Source organism: Streptomyces uncialis (assembly GCF_036250755.1).
GTDB lineage: Bacteria > Actinomycetota > Actinomycetes > Streptomycetales > Streptomycetaceae > Streptomyces > Streptomyces uncialis.
Genome location: NZ_CP109583.1, coordinates 5,027,377 through 5,048,207, shown reverse-complemented (window position 1 = coordinate 5,048,207; position 20,831 = coordinate 5,027,377). Strand labels below are relative to the sequence as shown.

General features: G+C 74.7%; 9 protein-coding genes. 2 read left to right on the top strand and 7 right to left on the bottom strand.

What is annotated here, in order from left to right; translation table 11 throughout:
- Nucleotides 1–200: 200 nt before the first annotated feature.
- From OG711_RS20930 to OG711_RS20920, 3 genes are all read right to left on the bottom strand, one after another.
- Nucleotides 201–1,868, bottom strand: coding sequence for a fibronectin type III domain-containing protein (locus OG711_RS20930; protein ID WP_329560037.1), 1,668 nt, complete (start codon nt 1,866–1,868; stop codon nt 201–203).
- 229 nt (nt 1,869–2,097) lie between these two features.
- On the bottom strand, nt 2,098–2,790 hold the full coding sequence (locus tag OG711_RS20925; protein WP_329560036.1) for a hypothetical protein: 693 nt from the start codon (nt 2,788–2,790) through the stop codon (nt 2,098–2,100).
- Between the two features lie 907 nt (nt 2,791–3,697).
- Nucleotides 3,698–6,463, bottom strand: a complete 2,766-nt coding sequence (locus tag OG711_RS20920) for a CHAT domain-containing protein (RefSeq protein ID WP_329560035.1) — start codon at nt 6,461–6,463, stop codon at nt 3,698–3,700.
- A 278-nt stretch (nt 6,464–6,741) separates the two neighbouring features.
- On the opposite strand from OG711_RS20920, the gene OG711_RS20915 reads away from it, so the two are divergent.
- Complete coding sequence (locus tag OG711_RS20915; protein WP_329560034.1) at nt 6,742–14,706, top strand: hypothetical protein; 7,965 nt, start codon at nt 6,742–6,744, stop codon at nt 14,704–14,706.
- A 96-nt stretch (nt 14,707–14,802) separates the two neighbouring features.
- Nucleotides 14,803–15,186, top strand: coding sequence for a hypothetical protein (locus OG711_RS20910; RefSeq protein WP_073787469.1), 384 nt, complete (start codon nt 14,803–14,805; stop codon nt 15,184–15,186).
- A gap of 38 nt (nt 15,187–15,224) precedes the next feature.
- Here OG711_RS20910 and OG711_RS20905 read toward each other — a convergent pair whose 3' ends face one another.
- The 4 genes from OG711_RS20905 to OG711_RS20890 form a co-directional block, all read right to left on the bottom strand.
- Nucleotides 15,225–16,460, bottom strand: coding sequence for a YncE family protein (locus OG711_RS20905; protein ID WP_329560033.1), 1,236 nt, complete (start codon nt 16,458–16,460; stop codon nt 15,225–15,227).
- Between the two features lie 185 nt (nt 16,461–16,645).
- Complete coding sequence (locus OG711_RS20900) at nt 16,646–17,854, bottom strand: cation:proton antiporter (RefSeq protein ID WP_329560032.1); 1,209 nt, start codon at nt 17,852–17,854, stop codon at nt 16,646–16,648.
- Nucleotides 17,855–18,461: 607 nt separating this feature from the next.
- Nucleotides 18,462–19,088, bottom strand: coding sequence for a DUF7144 family membrane protein (locus OG711_RS20895; protein ID WP_399545500.1), 627 nt, complete (start codon nt 19,086–19,088; stop codon nt 18,462–18,464).
- Between the two features lie 368 nt (nt 19,089–19,456).
- The gene (locus OG711_RS20890; protein WP_329560031.1) at nt 19,457–20,659 is read right to left on the bottom strand and encodes a hypothetical protein; all 1,203 of its coding nucleotides are present in this window, start codon (nt 20,657–20,659) and stop codon (nt 19,457–19,459) included.
- Between the last annotated feature and the right edge of the window lie 172 nt (nt 20,660–20,831).

The window sequence follows — 20,831 nt, the reverse complement described above, 5'->3', positions numbered from 1 at the left end:
CGCCTGAGCGTGAAACCGGATCGAAATGTCGCCATGGGGGCACCCTAGAACCGGGCACTGACAACCACGCCTGATGGCTCCAAGGCCGCAGAGGCTGACGTGCCCTTCTGTCGAATGCACGGCCGTGACGCCCTCGGCCGCCCGAGGTCGGGGGAGAGCCCAGGGGGTCGGCTCTCCCTCTGTACAGCGAGGTTCCGGGGTCAGCGGTTGACCATGAACTCCAGTTGGCCGGCCGTTTCGCCCTGCCTTCCGTACGTGTCCACGGCGAACACGGTCACCGCGCAGGGGCCGTTGTACGGGGGTGTCCACGAGATCGTGGTGGTCGTCGTCATGCCGCCCAGGCCGCTGTCGCCGCACGCGCCGGAGATGTTCCAGGAGTAGCCGCTCAGCAGCCTCTTCTCGTCGCCCGCGCCGGGCTTGATGCCGACCATGATGGGTGACCGGGTGGAACCCGACGAGATCAGGTCGAGTCGCGGTGCGCGCGGCCCGTCGCTGGTGGCCGGGGTGCGGCGGTCGAGGGTGGTCGTGCCGGACGGGGCCGACTCGGCGTCACCGTCGTCCACGGCCACGACGTAGTAGTACGCGCGGCCCTTCGGAGCCGACGTGTCCTGGTACGAGGTGGCGGACGCGGCGGCCTTGCCCACCAGGGCCCAGGCACCGGTCGACGCTGTGCGGCGATAGACGTGGAAACCGGTGACCGCGGCGTCGGAACCGTCGGCGCCGGACCAGGTGACGTCGGTGAAGGCGTCCAGGGGTTCGGCCCGGAGCGCGGACGGGGCGGGCACGGCGGAAGCCGCGGGCCGGGTGACCGAGACGGGCTGGGACACCGCGGACTTGTTCCCGGCCGCGTCGACCGCGCGCACGGTGTACGTGACGGGCGTACCGGCGACCGCCGCCGGGTCCGTGTAGGAGGTGCCGGGGACGACGACGGGGCCGTCCGCGTCCTGCTGTCCCACCGGTGCGCCCGACACCTCGTAGTGGCGGACGTCCTTCGAGGAGGCCAGCCAGTGGACGGTGTTGCCCGCGGTCGTGCCCTCCGCCGAGATCCCCCTGACCCGGTCCGGCGCCGTACGGTCGGCGGTCGTGACGCCCTTGTCGGCCGTACCCGCCGACTGGTTGCCTGCCTTGTCGCGGGCCCGTACCTCGTAGTAGTACACGTCCCCGTTCTTGGGCAGGGTGGTGTCCGTGTACGTCGTGGAGATCGTCGTCGCGAGCGGCCTGGTGCTGAAGGCGGCTCCCTTGGCGCGGCGGAACACACGGTAGTCCGCGAGGTCCATCTCCTTGTTCTTCGCCCAGGTCAGCTCGGCCTTGCCGGTCGAGGCGCTGTACGACACGGCCGGAGCCGTCGGAGCAAGGGGCTTGACCCTGTCGACCGACGCCGCGGTCCGCGGCTGGTAGCCGAACTTGACGTTCGCCTTTCCGCTCCAGTTGACGAAGTCGACCCGGAGGGTGTGCTTGCCGGAGGGGACGTTGATGTTGACGGTCTTCTTCTGTGTCGCGGAGACGTTCCTCCAGAGATCGACCTTGCGGCTGTTGTCGAGGTACACCCGGATGCCGTCCTGAGCGGCCACGTTCAGCGTGAACGGGCCACCGGAGCCGAAGTCGCGGGTCACGGTCCAGCGAACACCGAAGTTGTCCTTCGGCACGCGGGACGCGGGTGCGCCCGTACCCCAGTTCTGGTCGATCGCGGAGTCGCAGTCCGTCTTCTTCGGCGTACCGGCGAACGTGGTGTTCGCGAAGACCTGCCGCTTGAAGACAGGGGAGGTACAGCTCACCGCCGCGGAGGCGGGCGCGGCAGTGGCGTGGAGCACCCCGCCCGCCGTGGCCAGGACCAAGGCTGTGGCGGTGGTGCGTCTGGCTGGGTTCATCGAGTCCTTCAGTCCTGGTCGGCCACGGACAGCGGCCCGTCGGGCCGTGATCCGTGATCCGTGATCCGTTGATCAGAGGTTGTCGAGCAGGACCGTCGGAGGCGGCCATTGGTTGTACGGGTCTCAGCAGGTCACCGCAGGTGTGACCGGCTGGCAGGGCACGCGGGCGGACTGTGCGGCGACAGGCGGTCCGCTTCCCGCCCGCCCGGCGGCCGCACGGCTCCGGTGGTCACTTCCTGCTCGCCTTGTCGAGTTCACGGGTGACCGCTTGCGCGTTCCGGCCCAGCAGGGATTCCTCAAGGCTGGTGTCGTCCGGGCGGGAGAAGCGCTCGCCTCGGGCGACGTCCTCCTTGCTGAGGTCGCGCCCGCACCATTCGCCCTGGCCGACCGTGCGGTCGTCGAAGGGGACGGCGGCGCCCTCCCCGAGCACGGCCCACCGGCCGGCATCCCATCGCAGGGCGAGGAGGTAGGTGTGGCCGGTTTCGAAGCGGGGCGCGTTCGCGTTCGTATGGTCGAAGCGGTCGCCCGACGCCCTGATCACCCTCCAGCCGGGAGCGACCAGTTCGAACTCGGCGCCTACCGGACGTCCGGGGCGCTCCGTACCCCAAAGGACGTCATCGGCGCGGAAGGTCACCTCGCGTTCCACGTCGTATAAGGTCCGGCCTTCCTCGTAGTCCCGCCTGTTGATGCTCCGCTCCTTCACCGGGGTGGCCACGACCACGTGATCCGCGTGGGCGGTCCAGTCCCCGGCGGTCTGGGACGGGTAGGCGTCACTGCCGAATCCGCAGCCGGGCACGGTTCCCAGCGCGGAGTTGCCGACCAGCACGCCCGCGAGTATTCCCGCGACCGCCAGGCACGCGGCGGCGGAGCGGCTCGTGAGGCGGTCCGCGAAACGTCCTTCTCGCCTGTCTACAGATCTCATGGGGTCCCCTCGGTACCGGTCGTCCGACGCCCGCCGTGCGAGCGGGCGTCGGACCCAAGACCTGTGGGGGAGGTGAGTTGGTTGCGGGTCGCCTTCGCTTGCGCTTCCGAGGTCTGTCCGGCGGGACGTACTTGTTCCCCGTGCCGTCGCTCGGTGGTTTCGCGCAGTTCCCCGCGGGTCGCCTTCGCTTGCGCTTCCCAGGGCTGTCCGGCGCGGCGCACTTCGTTCCTGTGCCGTCGCTCGTGGGGTGCGCAGTTCCCCGCGCCCCTGGGGTTCCATTCCTGGGCGTACCTCATTCCGTGCGGGTACTCACGTGGGTGCGCAGTTCCCCGCGCCCCTGGGATTCTTGTGCTGGGCGTACTTGTTTCCGGTGCCGTCGCTCGGTGGTTTCGCGCAGTTCCCTGCGGGTCGCCTTCGCTTGCGCTTCCCAGGGCTGTCCGGCGCGGCGCACTTCGTTCCTGTGCCGTCGCTCGTGGGGTGCGCAGTTCCCCGCGCCCCTGGGGTTCCATTCCTGGGCGTACCTCATTCCGTGCGGGTACTCACGTGGGTGCGCAGTTCCCCGCGCCCCTGTCGGGGCGCTGCCTGGCTGGTGTTGTCCTTCGGGTGGGGGCTGTTCTCGGCCTGCGGGTGTGGTCAGGCTCCGGGCCGGGCGGGGTTGAACCACCCTCCCCGTGCGGGCGCTCGGCTACCGAAGGGGGTGGGCGGGAATCTCTGCCCGCAGACTCCGATGCTCTTCAGTCGGGTCAGTGGACGTCGTACCGAGCGCGTTGGAGCGAGGACGGAGAATCCCGACCGGCACCAACCCGAAGGACCCACAGGGTGCGCCCCAAAGGGGCGCGGGGAACTGCGCACCCCACGAGCGACGGCACAGGGACAAGTACGTCCAGCCGGACGGACCTCGGAAGCGCTAGCGAAGGCGACCCGCACGGGCCGCCGGGCTGCCGTACACCGCGTATGCCAGGCCCGTCGGGTCGCCGTCGCCGCGGCGGACCGCTCTGCGGGCGTGGAGGGACGCCTGGCCCAGGGTGCGGTCGCGGGTGAGGAGTTCGGTGTAGAAGGCGCGGGCGAAGTCGTGGGCCGCGTCGGAGCGGACCGGCCAGAGGGTGCCGACGAACGCTCCCGCGCCCGAGCGCAGGAACTGCGTGCCCCAGCCGAGGCTCGCCGCGTACCAGCCGATCTCGCCGGCGCTGCGGCACGCGTTGAAGAACACCAGGGGGCGCGAGTCCCGCAGCGAGCGGGAGTGCGTCGCGTACGCCAGGTCGATCGGGTCGAACGGGCCGTCCGCCATCGCCACTTGCGAGCCCTCGTCGCTGAACGTGTTGTGGCACGCGAAGTGCAGCAGCCCCCCGAACCCGCTCTCGACCAGACCGCTGACCGCCGAACGTTCCGTGAACACCCCGAGGTCGGTGACCCCCGCGCCGAACAGCCGGCGCAGCGACGCGATCTCCTCCGCCGCGCCCTCCGGGGAGTCCGGCGGCACGACGAACGCGGCCCGGGACAGATCCAGCTCCCGGACCCGCTGCTGGCCGAACGTCCGGCGGATCACCGGCAGCCACTCCGACAGGAACCCCTCGCCCTCGCAGTCGCCGTCCAGCGGGTACAGCAGCTCCCACGGCACCAGGTCGTGCGCGCCGAGCACCGTCACCGACGAGATGCGGTCCGCCTCGGCCCAGAACTGCCGCCGTACGGGTTCGGGTACCGCCGACGCCCACATCTCGACGCCCAGGTTCCGCAGCCGCCGGGCCCCCGCCACCCCGTCCGAGCCCGGTCCCGACTCGGCCGCCGCCTGGCGCAGCTCCCGGTACACCCGGTCCGCGATCCACCGGGGGTCGCCGCCGAGCAGCCGGAACGACTCCGGGGCGTAGCAGGTCTCGCTGATCAGCTGGAAGCTGTACGAGCCGTCCTCGCCCCTGAGCACCTGGAGGGTCACCTCGCCCGGGTCGAAGGCGACCGACGCGAGCGGGGCCACACGCGGCGGGCCGGAACGGGCCGGGGTGCCGTGCCGCACCGACAGCTGGACCCGCAGTTCGCCCAGGAACGTCCCCGCGTGGAACGCCCGTACGGTGACCGCGCGCAGCCCCTCCGCCGCCGTGCGCAGCCCGAACGTCAGCACATCGGAGTCGGTGCCGGGCCGGACCGTCACCTCCTGCTGGAGGTCGCCCAGCGCGATCAGCCCCGGCGCGTGCACGGTGATCAGCAGCCGCGCCCCGTCCGCCGGGACCGCGAACGCGCGCAGCGCGATGCCCGGTTCCGCGCGGTCGTCCGCCGACCGGTCCTGCACGATCTGCACCTGGAGGGGCACTTCCGTGCCGGGCGGTGCCTGCTCGACCAGTTCCACGACCATACGGCGGGGGTCGGGGGGCGGCGGGGTGTCCCGGTCGGGCCGCCCGGTGGTGTCCGGGTGCGGGCGGGCGCTCGGGTACTCCGGGTGCGGGCGGACTCTCCGCGACGGCAGGCCAGGGTGCGGGCGGCCGCCCGTACCCGGGTGCGGACGCCCGCCGGGATACGGGTACTGCGGTTGCGGGTACGCGTGCGCGGGGGGCTGTGCCTGGCCGTAGCCTCCGTGCGGGTGGGGCGGGTCGGCGCGTACGGGTGGCTCGGGGTCCGGCGGACCTGAGTCCTCGCCGGGGTCCCTGCCGGGTGTCTTCGACGGGCCCCATCCGGCGCCCGGCTCGGTGCTCCCGTGCTCGCGCTCCGGGTCGTCGTACGGCGGCTCGTCCTCGTCCGGTTCATCGGCGGCGTCCCAGGCGCCGTAGTCGGGGCTGGAGAAGTCCGGTTCGCTGCCTCCCGGCCAAGGGCGGTCCCGTTCGCTGCCTCCCGGCCAAGGGCGGTCCGGTTCGCTGCCTCCCGGCCAGGGGCGGTCCCGTTCGCTGCCTCCCGGCCAAGGGCGGTCCAGGGTGTCCGTCGTGGTCCCGGAGTCGGCGGCGGGCGGTGGTCCGTACCCCGGACCGCGCTCCGAGACGCGCCGCCGGGCGGTGGGCCTCAGCCGGATGGTCCTCGTGCTCCGCACATCCGCCAGCCGTGCGTCCAGGCGCACCTCGGCGGAGGACTCCAGCGCGGTCCGCAGGAACGGCAGCACGCCCCGGTACAGAAGCGCCGCCTCCCACTCCCGCCTGGCCGTCCGGAGGTCGTGGCCCCTCGTGGGCCCGTCCGCCCGCCCGGCCTGGGCGACGGGCTCGGGGGCCGGGCGCCGCCGTCGCAAGGGCTTCGGGAGCCGGGCGGCCCCCAGACCCCGGAGAGGCACCGCGCCGAGGACCGTGAGAGCGGCCACCGCACCGAGCACGACCGCGGCCGTGCCCGGTTCCCCGAGCAGCAGTACGGCCAGGGCCGACCCGCCGAGCAGCAAGCCCAGCACGACGAGCGCCACCCGCCCACGGGGGAACGGCTTCCGTGCGGGCGCTGTCGTCGGCGCGGCCCCGGCGAACGCGTCACCAGCGTCGGACGCCCACCCGGGCGAGGCCCGCGCCGCCGCCCGCCGCCGGACGTACTCCTCGTACTCCGGCGCGGCCGACTCGTTGACCTGGAACGTCGCGTTGAGGGCCATCGTGCGCAGGACCTCGGACAGCCGCGGGTCGGGCGGCGACGGGCTGGCCCGCAGCGTCCGGATGCCCTGGTCGACGCACCTCTCGTACGCCGGACGGTCCTCCGGCAGCAGATTCGGATGGTCGTTCACACGCGTTCCCCCGGTCGGGCGTGGACGGCGGGCCCGGAGACACGCACCCCGTGGCACACGCCCCGGTACGGAACCCGCACCGAGCGTAGTCCCGGCCCCGTACCGGCGCACGGCCGTATCCGGTACGCCCCCGCGCGAACCGCGCGGGCCCCGGCGGCGTCTCTGTGCGCGACGGGCGGGCGACCGCGTGATGACGGGACCCTGGTGACACCGCGTCGGATTCCGGCCACGCTGGATACCATCGGTACCCGTACGGCAAGCGGAGCGCGGGGGTTGGGGTGCTCACCTGGTCCGAGGACGACATCCAGGAGACGGGCCGCGTCGTGTCCGCGTTCCTCCTCGACGACGGTACGGAGGGCGCCGCCTTCACGCCGGACGAGCTGTGCCGGATCGCCGTACCCGCCCTGCTGGCCCTCCGCCGCCGCGCCCTGCTGCGCGGCGGTACGCTCGCGGCCGCCCCGGACCCCGGCGGCCCGCGCGGGGACGGCGATCTGCTCACCCGTATGGTCCGGACCGCCCGCGCGGACGGCGGACCCGAGGCCGCCGCGCTGGCGCAACTCCTGCTCGGCGCGCAGCGGTTGTGGACCGGCGGCGACGGCGCGCTCACCGGCGCGGAGGGCTTCACGGGCCCGCTCGCGCCCGTCGCCGCCGCGGCTCTGCACCCGGGGCCGGACCCGGACGCGCCACGCACGCCCGGCGGGACACCGGTCCTCGTGGCGGTCGCCCGCCACGCGCTCACGGCGGCGGGTCCCCGCTTCCGGCACCGGATCGCCGTCGCCGTGAGCACCTGGGGGCTGCCGGACGACGAACTGCGCGCCCATCTGGCGCCGTTGGACGAACTGCGGGACTGGGCGGACGGGCTGGTGGCCGGTGCGGGACCGGAGGACGCGGCGGTGCTCGGTCCGCTGCGGGACGCGGTCGACGCCGCGCTGGAGCGCGGGGACATCGACCGCGCGGAGGACGGCGCCGAACTCCTCGGCGCGGAACACCGGCGGCTGGAGGTGACCCGTCGGCTCCACACCGCCGACCGGTCCCTGGCCCCGGCTGTGGCCCGGCCCGACTCCCCGTCCACGTCCGAGTCCCCGTCCCCGTCCCCGCACGGCACGCGCGGTGGGCCGAGCACGGAGGCGGACGGGGACGCGGACGAGCACGCCGGGTTGCTGCGGCTCCATCTGCGGACCGCCGAGATGTATCTCGCGGCGGGCGACCTCGACACCGCGGTCCGCTATCTGGAGGTCGTGGAGCAGGAGTCCGCGTCCACCGTGGAGCAGGAGTCCGCGTCCGCCCGGTCCGGCCCGGCACAGGACCCCGTACCCGTACCCGACCCCGCGCCCGCCCCCTCCGCGCCGGACCCCGAACCCGTACCCGTAACCGAAGCGGCACCCGTACCCGGCCCCTCCGCACCGGACCCGGCGCAGGACCCCGAACCCGTACCCGTACCCGAAGCGGCACCCGTACCCGGCCCCTCCGCACCGGACCCGGCGCAGGACCCCGCACCCGTACCCGACTCCGTCCCCCGCCCCACCCCCGGCCCACCGCCCGAGGACCCCGTGGAGGTCGCGGCGCGGCTGCTGGACCGTGGTTCGCCGGAGCGCGGGGCGGCCCTTCGGGCCACGCTCACGGAACCGCATCGCGGGCGGCACTGGCAGGCGCTGGCCGAGGAACTGCGTGCGGAGGGCGACCGGGCGGGCGCCGACGCGGTGTTCGCCCTCGGGCACCCCCCGCTCCCGACCGGTACCGACCCGCTCCCCCCGCTGCCGACCCACGCCGACCCGCACGGTCCGCTGCCCGCCGACAGCACCCCGCACCCCACCACCCCCGCCGACAGCACCCCGCACCCCACCACCCCCGCCGACGGCACCCCCCTCCCCCACGACGCGCTCACCCTCGTCCCCCTGCTGGAGGACCCACCGGGGACCGGGACCGGGACCGGATCCGGGACCGCGACTGGGACCGGGACCGGGACCGGCAGCGCGCCGGAGGGCGGGACCGGCGAGGTGGAACCCCTCGGGGCCGCGGCGTACTTCGCGCGGGCCGTGGCGGAGGGGTCGCCGGTCGCGCTGGGGCGGGCCGTCGGCTGGTACGTGCGGGGCGGGGACCCGGACTCCGGGCTCGCGCTGTACGCGCGGTACGCGCACACGCAGTACTTCGGGGCCGCCGCCGTGTGGAACATCGCGTGCGCGTACGCCGCCGCCGGGCGGGACGGGGCCGCGCTGGAGTCGCTGCGGGTGTTCGCGCGGGTCCTGCCCGGGGTGGTGGCGCCCGACCAGCGGGCGGCCGTCGACGCGTACTGCGGGCGGCTCGGGGCGCCCTCGCCGCTGCCGCGCGTACCGGCCCCGGCCCCGGCGCCCGCGCCGGGTGCCACGGCCTCCCCGGGTGCCACGGCCGCCGCGCCCGACCCGGCCGCCGCGCCGGTGGACGAACCGGCGCTCGCCGCGCGGGCCAAGGAGCTCCACGACGGGGGCCGGACCGACGACGCCGTCCGGCTCCTCGACGAACTGCTGCGCGCCAACCCGTCGGCGCCCGCCGCGTATCTGCTGATGCGTATCCACCGCGAACGCGGCGATCTGGCGGCGGCCCGCGCGGCGACCGGCCGGATCGAGGCGGCCCGGGGCGAGCTGAGCTGGCGGCACCATGTGGAGCTGGCGCGGGTCGCCCTCGACCGCCGCTGCACCGATCTGGGGCTCGCCCGCGAACAGCTGGGCCAGGCACGGGCCAAGGGCGCCGGACCGCACTGGACGCAGCCGCTGGAGGAACGCCTGGAGCGGGCCTCCGCACCGCAGCGGACCCCCGCGTACGGGTCGGGTCCCTTCCGGACCGGGGACCGCGAACCCGACGACGCGCAGGCCCTGTTCGAGGGGCAGCTGCCCGAACTGCTCGCGGAGGCGCGCTCGGGGCGGCCCCGCCCCGGCCGCGATCTCGCGACCGTCCTCGCGCATCTGCGGTCCACCCGGATGAGCCTGCCGCCGCCGGGCACCCTGAACCTGGTCATCAAGGCCGTCCTGGAGATCCGGGACGACTTCGCGGTGCGGGACCTCGCGGCCTGGCTGATGGACCACCGGTACTGGGACGAGGCCGTGGAGGTGCTCCAGAGCTGTGTGCAGTGGATCTCCCCCGAGCGGCTGCCGCGCATCCTGCATCTGCGGGACCAGGCCGCGCGGGCGGGCAGCATCCTGGAGGAGCTGAACCCGGCGTGCCCGCCGGTCCGGGAGGACGTGGGCTCTCCGGTGCGCGGGGACCGCCAGGAGATCCAGCCGCATCTGGTGCGGATCGTGGAGCCGGAGGCGTCCCTGGTCGCGATCTGGCGGGCGCAGAACCCCCCGGCCCTGGCGACGCAGAACGATCTGGTCGATCTGTGGACCGACGCGGTCCGCGCCCATCCCGTCGCCCTCGGCAACGCGCTCGGCCAGCTCATCATCTCCGGCCGCCCCGAGGACGCGCTGCGGCTGCACAGCGCCTACGCGGACGAGATGTGGCTGACCGCGGGCGCCGCCTGGAACCTGGGCTGCGCGTACGCGGCGACGGGGCGGCTGACGGCCGCCGCCGACACGTTCGTCTACCACGCGCGGGTCACCACCCGGTGGTTCACCGCGCAGCAGAACCGGGAGCTTGCGGAGCTGTTCGGGGCGGCCGGCCGGGCCGTGCCGCAACCCGCGCACCGGCCCGCCCCGGTGGTGCGCGGGCAGGCCGCGCGGACCCCGGCGCACCGGCCGCCGCGCGCCGCGCTGTACGTCACCGAGGCGGAGTCGACCGCCGCCCGGCTGGTCGCCCAGTGCCGCAACGCCCCGAGCACCCATCACTTCCGGCTCGCCGCCGACGCCGTCCGCAAGGCGATCCGGCTCGACCGGGGCGGCCGGGAACGCCATGTCGCCACCGTCCGGGAGCTGTTCCCGCTCCAGCCGCCGGAACCGGCGACCGCCGCCGCCCTGGTGATGGTGCTGGAGACGGCGCGGATGACGGCCGAGGCGTGGGAGCTGCTCGCCCGGTGGATCGACGACACCGGGGCCCACCCGGAGCTGCTGGGTCCGGCGGTCCGGATCGCCCGGGAGGCGGGCCGGCTCCCGGAGCTGCGGGACGCGCTGCTCGCGCATCTGCGGCCGGACGCGGGCTTCGAGCACTATCTGACCCTCGCGAAGGCCAGTGACGAACTCGGGGACGGCGACGGCCGGGTCACCTACGCGCAGCAGGCGCTGACCCGCAACCAGAGCTGCGCGGAGGCGGCGTACCTCCTCGACCCGGAGGGGCAGCGCGCCGAGAAGGCGGTGCAGGTCGTCCGGCCCCGGGTGCGGCTGGACGCCGGTACCCCGCGGGAGCGGGCGGTGGCGCTGCTGGAGGAGTCGTACGGGACCGCCGTCGACTTCCTCGACCAGCACGCGCTGATCCGCTACCGGCCGACCCCGAACCGGGGCTCGCTGACCACGGCGCTCAAGGCGCACAAGAAGGCGCGGCTCGCGGAGCGGGACGCGCCGCCCGAACTGCTCGCCGACGCCACCGACATGATCGTGGCGGCCGAGCGGGAGGACTGGGAGGCCGCCGCCGCGTACGCGCGGGAGCTGGTGAAGGAGCGGCCCTGGCACGCGGGCATCGCCAACGCCGCCGCGATGTGCCTGATCCGGCTGCACGACCTGCCCGAGCTGAGCGCCACCGAGAAGGAGGAGACGGACGACGAGATCCGCGGGCTGTCCGATCTGGCGGGCACCCCGCAGATCCGCCAGGAGATCCTCGTCCAGCTCGACTACGCCCGCGCCCGCTACGAGCGGGCGGACGCCCTGCTCACGGCGGCGCCGCACTGGTGGCGCACCGAACGCGATGTGTGGGCGCAGGTCGGGCTGCGGGCCGGGCAGGGCATGTGCGGGCGGCCCGCGGCGGCGGCGGCGCTGCTGCTGGAGTACGGCAAGCTGCGGCCGGGGCAGCCGGGGATGCGGGCCGCCGCGGTCGCGGCGCTCCTCGCGCACCGCGGCGGGGACGGCCGGCTCACCGACGAGGCGATCGCGCACTACCGGCTGGCCGGGGAGCGCGACCGGCCGGCGGCCCGTCTCGTCACGGACGCGCTGGCCGCCGATCTGCCGGAGATCCTCAACTCCAAGGGCGTACCGGTCCTGCCGCCCGAGCAGATCGACCGGGTGGCGCGGCATCTGGCGGACGACCCGCCGCGGCTGCTGTCGTTCCTGCGCCGCACCCGTCAGCACGGCAACCGCAAGGGTCCCGACCAGCGCCGCGAGGTGGCCGCGCGCAAGCTGCACCAGTTCCGCGCGTACGCCGGGATGGGCCGGGTCGGCGCGGCGCTGGCCCGGCTGCGGGAGGCCGGGGACAGCGGCGCGAGCCCCGCGGAGGTGAGGGCCCCGCTGGAGGAGCTGTGCGCCCGGCACGGCCATCCGGACCCGGTGACGGCCGCCCGTGAGCTGCTGGAACGTCCCGCCGCGCCGTCCGTCGGTCCGCCGCCCGGGGAGGCCGTACGGCTGGCCGCCGAGATCGCGGAGCTGCCGCCGGACACGGAACTGCCCGAGCGGGTGGCCCGGTTCATGGCATTCCTCACGGCCGGGGTGGACCCGCTGACCGGGGCCGTCGCCGAACGGCTCGCGGGATGCTGGGACCGGCAGGCGCGGCTGATCCTCGCGACGGCCCGGCTGGCGCCCCGCGGACCCGGCACGGACTCCGTGGCCGAGCTGACCGCGCGGACCGCCGCCGCGCTCGCGGAGAGCGACCCGCTCGCCGAGGACACCCTGCTGCGGGAGAGCGCGTTCGGCCCGCCCGTCCTGACCGTGCAGCGAGCACTGCGCGTCCACTGGCAGCACACCGCGCAGCGGCGGTTGCAGCAGGGCGAGCCGGTGCTGGCGGAGCCGCGGGCGACCCGGATCGGGAGCGGCCCGGTGGAGGCGGTGTTCGAGCTGCGGGCCGGACAGCAGCCGCCGGAGGTCGTGCGGGTGGGCTGCGAGGGCGCCGCGTACGAGTGGGAGAGCGGGGAGCTGACGCCGGAGGAGTCCCGCAAGGGGTCCCTCGTCATCGACTCCCGCGCGCGGGAGGTGACCCTGACGCTGCGCTGGCGGTTCCCCGGCGAGGGCTGGTCGGAGCCCGTCGGGCATCCGGTGCCGGTGGAGCCGCTGGAGCGGCGGGGGTCGGTGCGCCAGCGGTTCACCCCGCGGATCACCACCGGCAAGGACATGTTCGTGGGCCGCCGGCTGGAGAAGGCGGAGATCCGGCGGGCGTTCGAGGACGCGCCGCACGCCCCGGTCAGCCCGCAGTTCATCACCGGCGCGCGGCGCGCGGGCAAGACCTCGCTGATCGAGCATCTGCGGAGGCTGCGCAACTCCCCCGGGGACGAGCTGCCGCCGCCGTCCGGCTGGCCGGTGCCGCATCTGTTCCCGGCGCTGGTCAGCGGGCAGTCGCAGGAGCATCCGGTGCGCAATCTGCTGCCGCTGGTCGCCGCGGACATCGAGGGTCTGCTCAGCCGGGTCCACCCGGACGCGGACCCGTCGGCGTCCCTGGCGGAGCTGCGGCGGCGCAGCGAACCGGTGGAGGTGGCGTCGTTCGCCGCGTGGTGGGACGGGGTGCGCCGGACGATGTGGCCCGGGGACGTCGTCAAGCCGCTGGTGATCATCGACGAGTGCCAGGACCTGCTGCGCGGCTACAAGTCGGACGTCGAGGCGAAGCGCCGGGCGTTCGGGATGCTGCGGGACCTCACCCAGCGCGGTGAGATCGCGCTGCTGTTCAGCGGCTCGTGCACGCACGCCCAGCTGGAGACCCTGCTCGGGGGCACCAAGCTGGACACCGACATCGCGCAGCCGCTGCCGATCGGGCTGCTGGACTCCGACCCGGCGCTGGAGGTCATCCACCAGGGTTTCCCCGACGACGGCGGCGGGACGCGGGTGGAGGTCCTGAACCGTTCGGCGATCGCCGCGTACGAGGCGACCCTGGGGCATCCGTACCATCTGCATCTGCTCGGTGAGGCGCTGGCGAAGCTGCTGAAGGACCGGGACCGCCGGGTGATCGATCCGCGGCTCGTACGGGAGGCGGTGCACTCCATCGCCACCAGCGAGGGCGCCGTCACCGGGCTGCTCGACCAGTACGACGCGCCGGAGAAGATCCCGCCGCTGCTGTTCGAGGTCGCGGACCGGCTCAAGGACAGCCGCTGGGAGAGCGACGTCAAGGCGGGCTGGAGCGACACGAAGTCGGGTGAGCTGGCCGACTACATCGATCTGGGGCTGCTGCGCCGCGAGGGCCGCGATCCGGCGAGCCTGGCCTGGGTGAACCCGATCGTGGAACGCTGGTTCGACAGCGGGCGGCACCGGGCGGCCGAGGAACAGACGCCGGAGACCGTGCAGTTGCTGCGCGAGGGCCTCCAGGTCGTGAGCCGGGACGAACGCGACGGGGTCCTCGTCGCCCGGGTCCGGGACGCGCGCGGGCTGAAGTACCGGGCGACCTGGCTCCAGGAGGGCGACGCGGCGGCGGCCGTCGCGCGGTACGACCGGGTCGCCCGGGAGGCGGGTCTGGCGCTGCCGGGCGCCTGGCGGCACTGCGGGCGCTGGTTCCTCCAGGAGGACGTGGGCGGCCGGTCGTTCACCCGCTGCCTGGAGAACGAGGACGTGCCCCCGGAGCGGGCGGTGCGCTGGATCGTGGACGCGGCCCAGGTACTGGACGAGGTGTACCGGCGGCACGCGGTGACCCACGGCGACATCCACCCGGACAATCTGGCGCTGGTCGACGGCGAGGTACGGCTCAGCGGCTGGGGCCACAGCGGTACGCCCGATCCGGCGCGGCCCGGGGAGGTCGTCCCCCCGCCGTGGGACTCCGTCTACTACCGCCCGGCGTGCGACGCGGGCGTGCCGCGCACCCCGCAGCACGACACGGTGGCCCTCGCGGCCCTGCTGCACCAGCTCCTCGACCCGGAACGGCGGCTGCCGTGGCCCGACGAGCCCGGTACGGCGGTCGCGGAGACCAATGTGCTGGTGGCCGGACCGGTCGGCAAGATCCTCTACACGATCCTCAAGGAGCCCCGCGCACCCCGGACCACCACCCCCGGCGAACTCGCGGACGAGCTCCGCCGCACCCTCCCGGCCGACCCCGTGCCGCTCCCCGCGCCCCCGTCCGGCATCACCGTCATCACCAACGCGCGGGCCGACACCCGGGTGGAACGGCGCACGAACGACTTCCGGGGCCCGGTGGGCGCGGTGACCGGCGACCACGCCGACGTCCGTGTCGACGAGGTGTCCGCCCCCGGGCCGGGGGAGGAGACGCCCCCCTGACCGCGCGCCGCCCCGCGTCCCGCGGGCGGGCGTCCGTACCAGCCCGGAACGGCACCGAGCCGTCCCGGGGGACCACGACAGAAGGACCTGATCTCCATGGCAGAGGTACGCAACACCTTCAAGGGCCCCGTCGGCAGCGTGTCCGGCGACCACGCGAAGGTGAACATCGGCAATGTCGGTGACGGCACGGGCACGGTGAACGACGGGGTGGCCGCCCCCGAGGCGCCCGCGCTGCTGGAGCTGATCGAGCAGCTCCGCACGGAGATCGCCCAGGTCCGGGCGGAGCTCCCGGAGCGGGACGCCGCCGAACTCGACACGGCGGTGGCCCAGCTGGAGGAGGAGGCCCGGCTGCCGGAGCCCCAGCCGAGCCGTCTGCGGCGGTTCGCCCGGACCGTCCGCGACATCCTCGCGGACGCGGGCGAGACGCTGGCCCCGTTCGGCACGGCGGTGGGGATCTACTCGGCGGTGGCGGGAGGCTGACCCCCCGGGCGTTCACCGGTGGGCGCACCCGTTCCCGGTCACGGGAGGACCACCGCGCCCAGCGGGCGGTCACCACCGGGCAGGCGGCGGGTCGTCCCCCGGGCCAGGTCCACGACGGTGATCCCGTCCCAGGACCCGGCGCGGGTGAACCCGCCGGTGACGTACGCGGTACGGCCGTCGCGGGAGACGGCCACGTCCTCGTGCGGGCCCTGGAGCGGGACGGTCCGCTCCGTACCGTCCGGGGCCCGGACCGTCAGCGAGGGCGCTCCGGTGGCGTCGCCGACCGGTCCGGTGCCCACGACCAGCAGGGTGCCGTCGGGGGTGAGCGCGGCACCGTGCTGATGGGTGTCCGCGGTCATCGGCTCGACGGTGACCCGTCCCGTCCGGGGGTCCAGCACCGCCAGCCGCTCGCCCTCGAACGGCAGCAGCAGCCGTCCGTCGGCACGGACCACCGCGTAGTGCGGCTTCAGCCAGGACCCGAGGCCGCCCTCGGTGCCGTACGGGGCGACCTCGAACCGGCGGGGCGCGAGGGTGTCCGCGCGGACGGCGGTGACGTCGAACGAGTCGTGGTTCGTCACGTACACCTCGGCGCCGTCCCGGGCCACGTCCACGTCGAAGGGCCGGCGCCCGACCGGGACCGTGGCGGTGACCTCGCGTTTCGCGGTGTCGACGACCTCCAGCACCCCCGGCCCGTCCGGCACGTTCACCCCGACGTAGAGCCGTTCGCCGTCCGGCGCGAGGGCGATGCCCATGCCGCCGCCGCGGTACTCGCCCCCGGTGACGGGCCCGGTCCCGGTCCGGTACGGGACGCGTCCGAGGGAGCGGCGGGTACGGGTGTCCACGACGGCGACCCCCTCCGCGGTGGCCACCCACGCCCGGCCGTCGTCCCCGAGCGCGATGCCGTACGGGGCGGTGCCCACCCGTACGGAGCCGGTCGGTCCGTCCACCGGGTCGAGGAACGTGACGGTGTCCCCGCCGAAGTCGGCCACCAGCAGATCCCCGGCGGGGGTGACGGCTTTCTTGCCGGTGCCGGACGGCGCGGGGGTGACGGCGTCCGTCCCGGTGCCGGACGGCGCGGGGTGCGGGGGGCGCGGGTCGGGCGTCGCGGTGGGCCGGTCCCGGGCGGCGCCCGTCGTACGGGTGCTGTCGCCGGGGGCCTCGGGGCCGGTGGCGCAGGCACCCAGGAGCGCGGCGGCGAGGAGGGTCACCACGACGTGCGACGACGTGCGGCGGGCCGGTTTCCGTACGGCGGGGGACGGACGGGTACGCGGCACAGCGGCCTCCTGTCGGTCGGGGAGCGGGCGCGCGGAGCGCGGGGACAAGGACGAGGGGCCAGGCAGCCCGTCCCACCCCCCACCACCCTCCCCCGTGGACCGTGCCGCACCGGCACCCGGGTGGCGGTCCCCCGGGTCGTCCGAACGGCTGATGCCCACCCGCGCCCACCCGGGTACGGGACCCCTCACCACGCTTCCGTCGCGGTGGCCGTCCCCTCGGCCGGGGCGCCGGACACCCTGCGGTGCCGGGACGCGAGCAGCGGGAACACCAGCACCGAGACCATCGCGGCGCCCACGAGGGCCGCCGCCTCGCCCGCGGTGACCGTGCCGTCGTCCAGCCCGATCGTGGTGATGGCCACGACCAGGGGCAGCGCGGTCGACGAGTACAGGGTGAGGGCGGTGCGGTCGCGGCGGGGCAGGTCGCGCGGTGCGAGCAGATACACCGGGACGCCTCTCACCAGGAGGAACAGCAGCAGGAACAGGGCGAGCAGGATCAGTTCACGCCCACCGTCCAGCAGCGACCGCAGATCGAACCCGATACCCGTGACGACGAAGAAGACCGGGACGAGGAACCCGAACCCCATCGCCTCGACCTTGCCCAGGATCTCCGCGCTGCTCTCCGGTACCGCGCCGGTCAGCACCAGCCGGGTCAGCAGCCCCGCGGCGAACGCGCCGAGCAGTGTGTCGAGCCCGAACACCGCGGAGAGCGCCAGCATCGCGCCGAGCAGCAGCATCACGAACCGGACGGCGAACTGTCCGCTGGTGTGCAGGGTCCGCGCGACGATCCGCGCGAACCACGGGGGACGGGGCCGCATCGCCCAGTACACGGCGCACGCCGTGACGGCGGCGAAGGCCGCGAGCAGCGCGGTGGACGCCCCGGGCGAACGTCCGCCGAGCAGCAGGGCCATGGCGATGATCGGCCCGAACTCCCCGACCGCCCCGAAGGCCAGCACGACGGTGCCGAAACGGCCCTTGAGTTCTCCGGTGTCGCGCAGGATGGGCAGGATCGTGCCGAGCGCGGTACTGGTGAGGGCCGTGCCGATCACAAAACTCTTGGCGGTGTCACCGCCGTTCACCGCGAACGCGACCCCGAGCCCCGCCGCCAGCGCCAGCAGCCAGGCCCACACCGCGCGGCGCAGGGTGTCCCCGCGTACGGCGGCGAACTCGATCTCGTAGCCCGCGAGGAAGATCAGCATCGTCAGTCCCAGGTCGGACAGGGTGTCGATCGCCGGATCGTCGTGCGCCAGCCCCAGCAGGTCGGGCCCGACGACGATCCCGAGCCCGATCTCGAAGATGACCAACGGCACCCGCACCCACCGCCCCAGCCCGTACGCGAGCAGAGGCGCGACCACAGCGACGGCAAGAATCAGAAGAAGGGTGCCCGAATACCCCATACGCCCTACCCAACTCCCTTCCGCCCCAGCCCCCCAGAACAGGGCCGGCCACGACGGTCACGCCCCCGCACAGGAACAAGCACGCCCAGGTGTGGAACCCCAGGGGCGCGAGGAACTGCGCGAGCAACCAAGCACCACCCGCACCCGAACGGGAACCGCAAGAGGCGCCCCCAAAGGGGCGCGGGGAACTGCGCAAAAACGAGGGCAGCCCCGCACCCGAAGAACAACCGACCGGGGGCAGCATCCAGGGGCGCGAGGAACCAAGCACCACCCGCACCCGAACGGGAACCGCAAGAGGCACAACCCAGGGGCGCGGGGAACTGCGCAAAAACGAGGGCAGACCCGCACCCGAAGAGCGACCGCAATGGGGCAGCATCCAGGGGCGCGAGGAACTGCGCACCCACCGAACGACCCGTACGGGAACAAACGCGTCCAGCCGGACAAACCTCGGAACCGCAAGCGAAGGCGCCCCGCACCAACGAAGCGAGGAACGGGCACACAAGACCCGGGGGGCCCACGGACCCGAGGGGACCCCGTCCCCCGGACCCGGGAAGGGGGCGTCACGCCGAACGGGGGACGCCACCACCCGGAACAGGGGAAGGAACCGTCACACGTGGGACCCCCCACCACGGACAGGCCGGTAGGCCACCAGCGCCCAGATCACGAAGACATCGATCGCGATCATGATCACCGCCCACACCGGCTGGTACGGCAGGAACAGGAACTGCGCCACAAGACTCAGCGAGGCCAGCACGATCCCGGCGATCCGCGCCCAGTCCGCGTTGCTCAGCAGCCCCCACCCGGTCACCGCCGCGAGCACCCCGAGCCCCAGCAGCAGCCACCCCCACCCCGTCAGATTGATGTCGTACACATACGAGCCCACCGACTCGTACACGTCGTCCTGGGCGATCGCGGAGATCCCCTGAAGGATCGCCAGCACCCCGTTGCACAGCAGCAGCACCCCCGCGAACAGCACCCCGCCCAGCACCCACTCCCTGCGCGGGTCGTCGGGCGCCGGAGCCCGCCCGTGATCCCACGGTGTGCCCCCGGCACCCTGCGGCGCCCCCGCACCTCCCGTCGGCGGAGGGTTCGGACCCGCACCACCCGGACGCGGACCCTCACCACCGGGACGCGGACCCTCGCCACCCGGGCGCAGGCCTTCGCCGCCCGGACGCGGACCCGCACCGCCCGGACGGGATGTCCCGTCGCCCGGACGCGGTGTCTCGTCGCTCATGGGGACCACCTTTCTCACCGGCCCGCGCACACCGCGCGCACCGCACCGGGCCACTCCGGCCCCGCCGTCCCAACGTCACCCGGACCACCACCCCCCGCCACAGGGACACCCCCGCCCGGGTGAACGCCGCACACCACCGCGACCGCCCGCCGACACGGCCCGCACCCACCCCACCGAACACCCCGGCCACCCCGAACCCAGCCGGACCCAGCCACCTCAGCCGGACCCAGCCACCTCGGCCGGACCCAGCCACCTCAGCCGGACCCAGCCACCTCAGCCAGACCAGCCACCCCAGCCGAACCCAGCCACCCCACCCGGGCCACCCGCCAGCCCACCCGTCAGCCCCCTCAGAGCCCCCCAGAGCCCCCTCAGACCCCCGCCAGAAACGTGACCAACGCCAGCGCGAGGACCAGCGCCAGCGCCAGCCCGAACACCACCCACCCCGTCGGGTACGACCACAGCACCAGCGTGAGCACCGCCGCCGCGACCAGCGCCCACCCCACCCACACCCCGTACCGTCCGAGCCACGGACCCACCGGACCGGTGCGGAACCCGAAGCGGTCCGCGGCCCCCCGTACCGCTCCGATCCCGTCGCCCCAAGCGCCCCGCACCCGCCGGGCCCACCGGCCGCCCCCGGTCACCCACGCGGCGAGGGCGACGACCACGCCGACCGCCACCACGGTCCGTACCGCGACCCGCAGGAACCGGGTCAGCGCGTCGTACACCGAACCGGCGGCGCCCCGCGACACCCCCGGGGGCAGCGCGTCGAGGTAGAGCGCGCGGAACACGACGAGCCCCGCGCCGAGGAGCAGCGTCGCGAAGGCGGCGCCGAGCGCGGCGGCGACCGTCGCCCGGCGCCGCCCGCGGGCGAGCAGCACACCCACGGCGAGGAACAGCACGGCGACGACCGGCAGCCAGTTGCCGAGGACCTGGAGCACCCGGAACGCGGGGCGGATCTTCCCGATGTCCTCGGAGCGGGCGACCACCAGCTCCGTATGGACCTCCGGAATCCGCCCGGCGACGGTCAGCCCGTCGGCGACGAGCCGCTGCTTCACCTGGTCCACCACGGGCCCGAGGTCGATGGTGACGGCGTCGTCGGTGAGCTGGACGGCCCCGCCGCCGCTCCCGGTCAGCGCCTTGTCGACCGCGCTGTGCGCCCGCCGGTTCGCCCGCGTCCACACCGTTGCGAACGCGTCGGACCCGGCGACGGCCCGCGCCTTGTCGTGCACGAAGCCGCGTACCGCGTTCTGGAGCGCGTCCCCGAGCTTGCCGAGCGCCTTCTCCAGGGCGGGCCGCTGGTCGGGGGCCACCCCGGACAGCAGCGCGTTCAGGTCGAGATGCGACATCACCGCGTCGGTGACCCGGTCCGCCACCGCGTCCTGGACATCGGCGTCGGAGGCGAGGGGCGCGACGGTGGCCACGTACCGGTCGGTGTCGCCGACCTCGGAAGAGGTCCAGGACGCCAGGACGGCGAGCGGCGCCAGTACGCAACCGACGACGATCAGCAGCGCCGCGAAGAACGCCCGCACCCGGTGCCGGGACGCCCCGGCGCCCCGGTCGGCCTCCAGCACGGCGACCCGCTCCCGCAACAGCGCGAACTCGTCCCCCGACCGCTCCCCAGGCCCACCGCCCCCGACCCCGGACCCGCCACCGGCCTGGCCCCCGCCTCCGGTCCCAGCCCCAGCCCCAGCCCCAGCCCCAGCCCCAGCCAGGGACCCATCCGATCCCGCCGCCCCAGCCGGT

What these genes read in the sequence shown, in the direction of transcription:
- OG711_RS20930 (WP_329560037.1), bottom strand. Translation starts at nt 1,868, where the DNA reads ATGAACCCAGCCAGACGCACCACCGCCACAGCCTTGGTCCTGGCCACG.
- OG711_RS20925 (WP_329560036.1), bottom strand. Translation starts at nt 2,790, where the DNA reads ATGAGATCTGTAGACAGGCGAGAAGGACGTTTCGCGGACCGCCTCACG.
- OG711_RS20910 (WP_073787469.1), top strand. Translation starts at nt 14,803, where the DNA reads ATGGCAGAGGTACGCAACACCTTCAAGGGCCCCGTCGGCAGCGTGTCC.
- OG711_RS20900 (WP_329560032.1), bottom strand. Translation starts at nt 17,854, where the DNA reads ATGGGGTATTCGGGCACCCTTCTTCTGATTCTTGCCGTCGCTGTGGTC.
- OG711_RS20895 (WP_399545500.1), bottom strand. Translation starts at nt 19,088, where the DNA reads ATGAGCGACGAGACACCGCGTCCGGGCGACGGGACATCCCGTCCGGGC.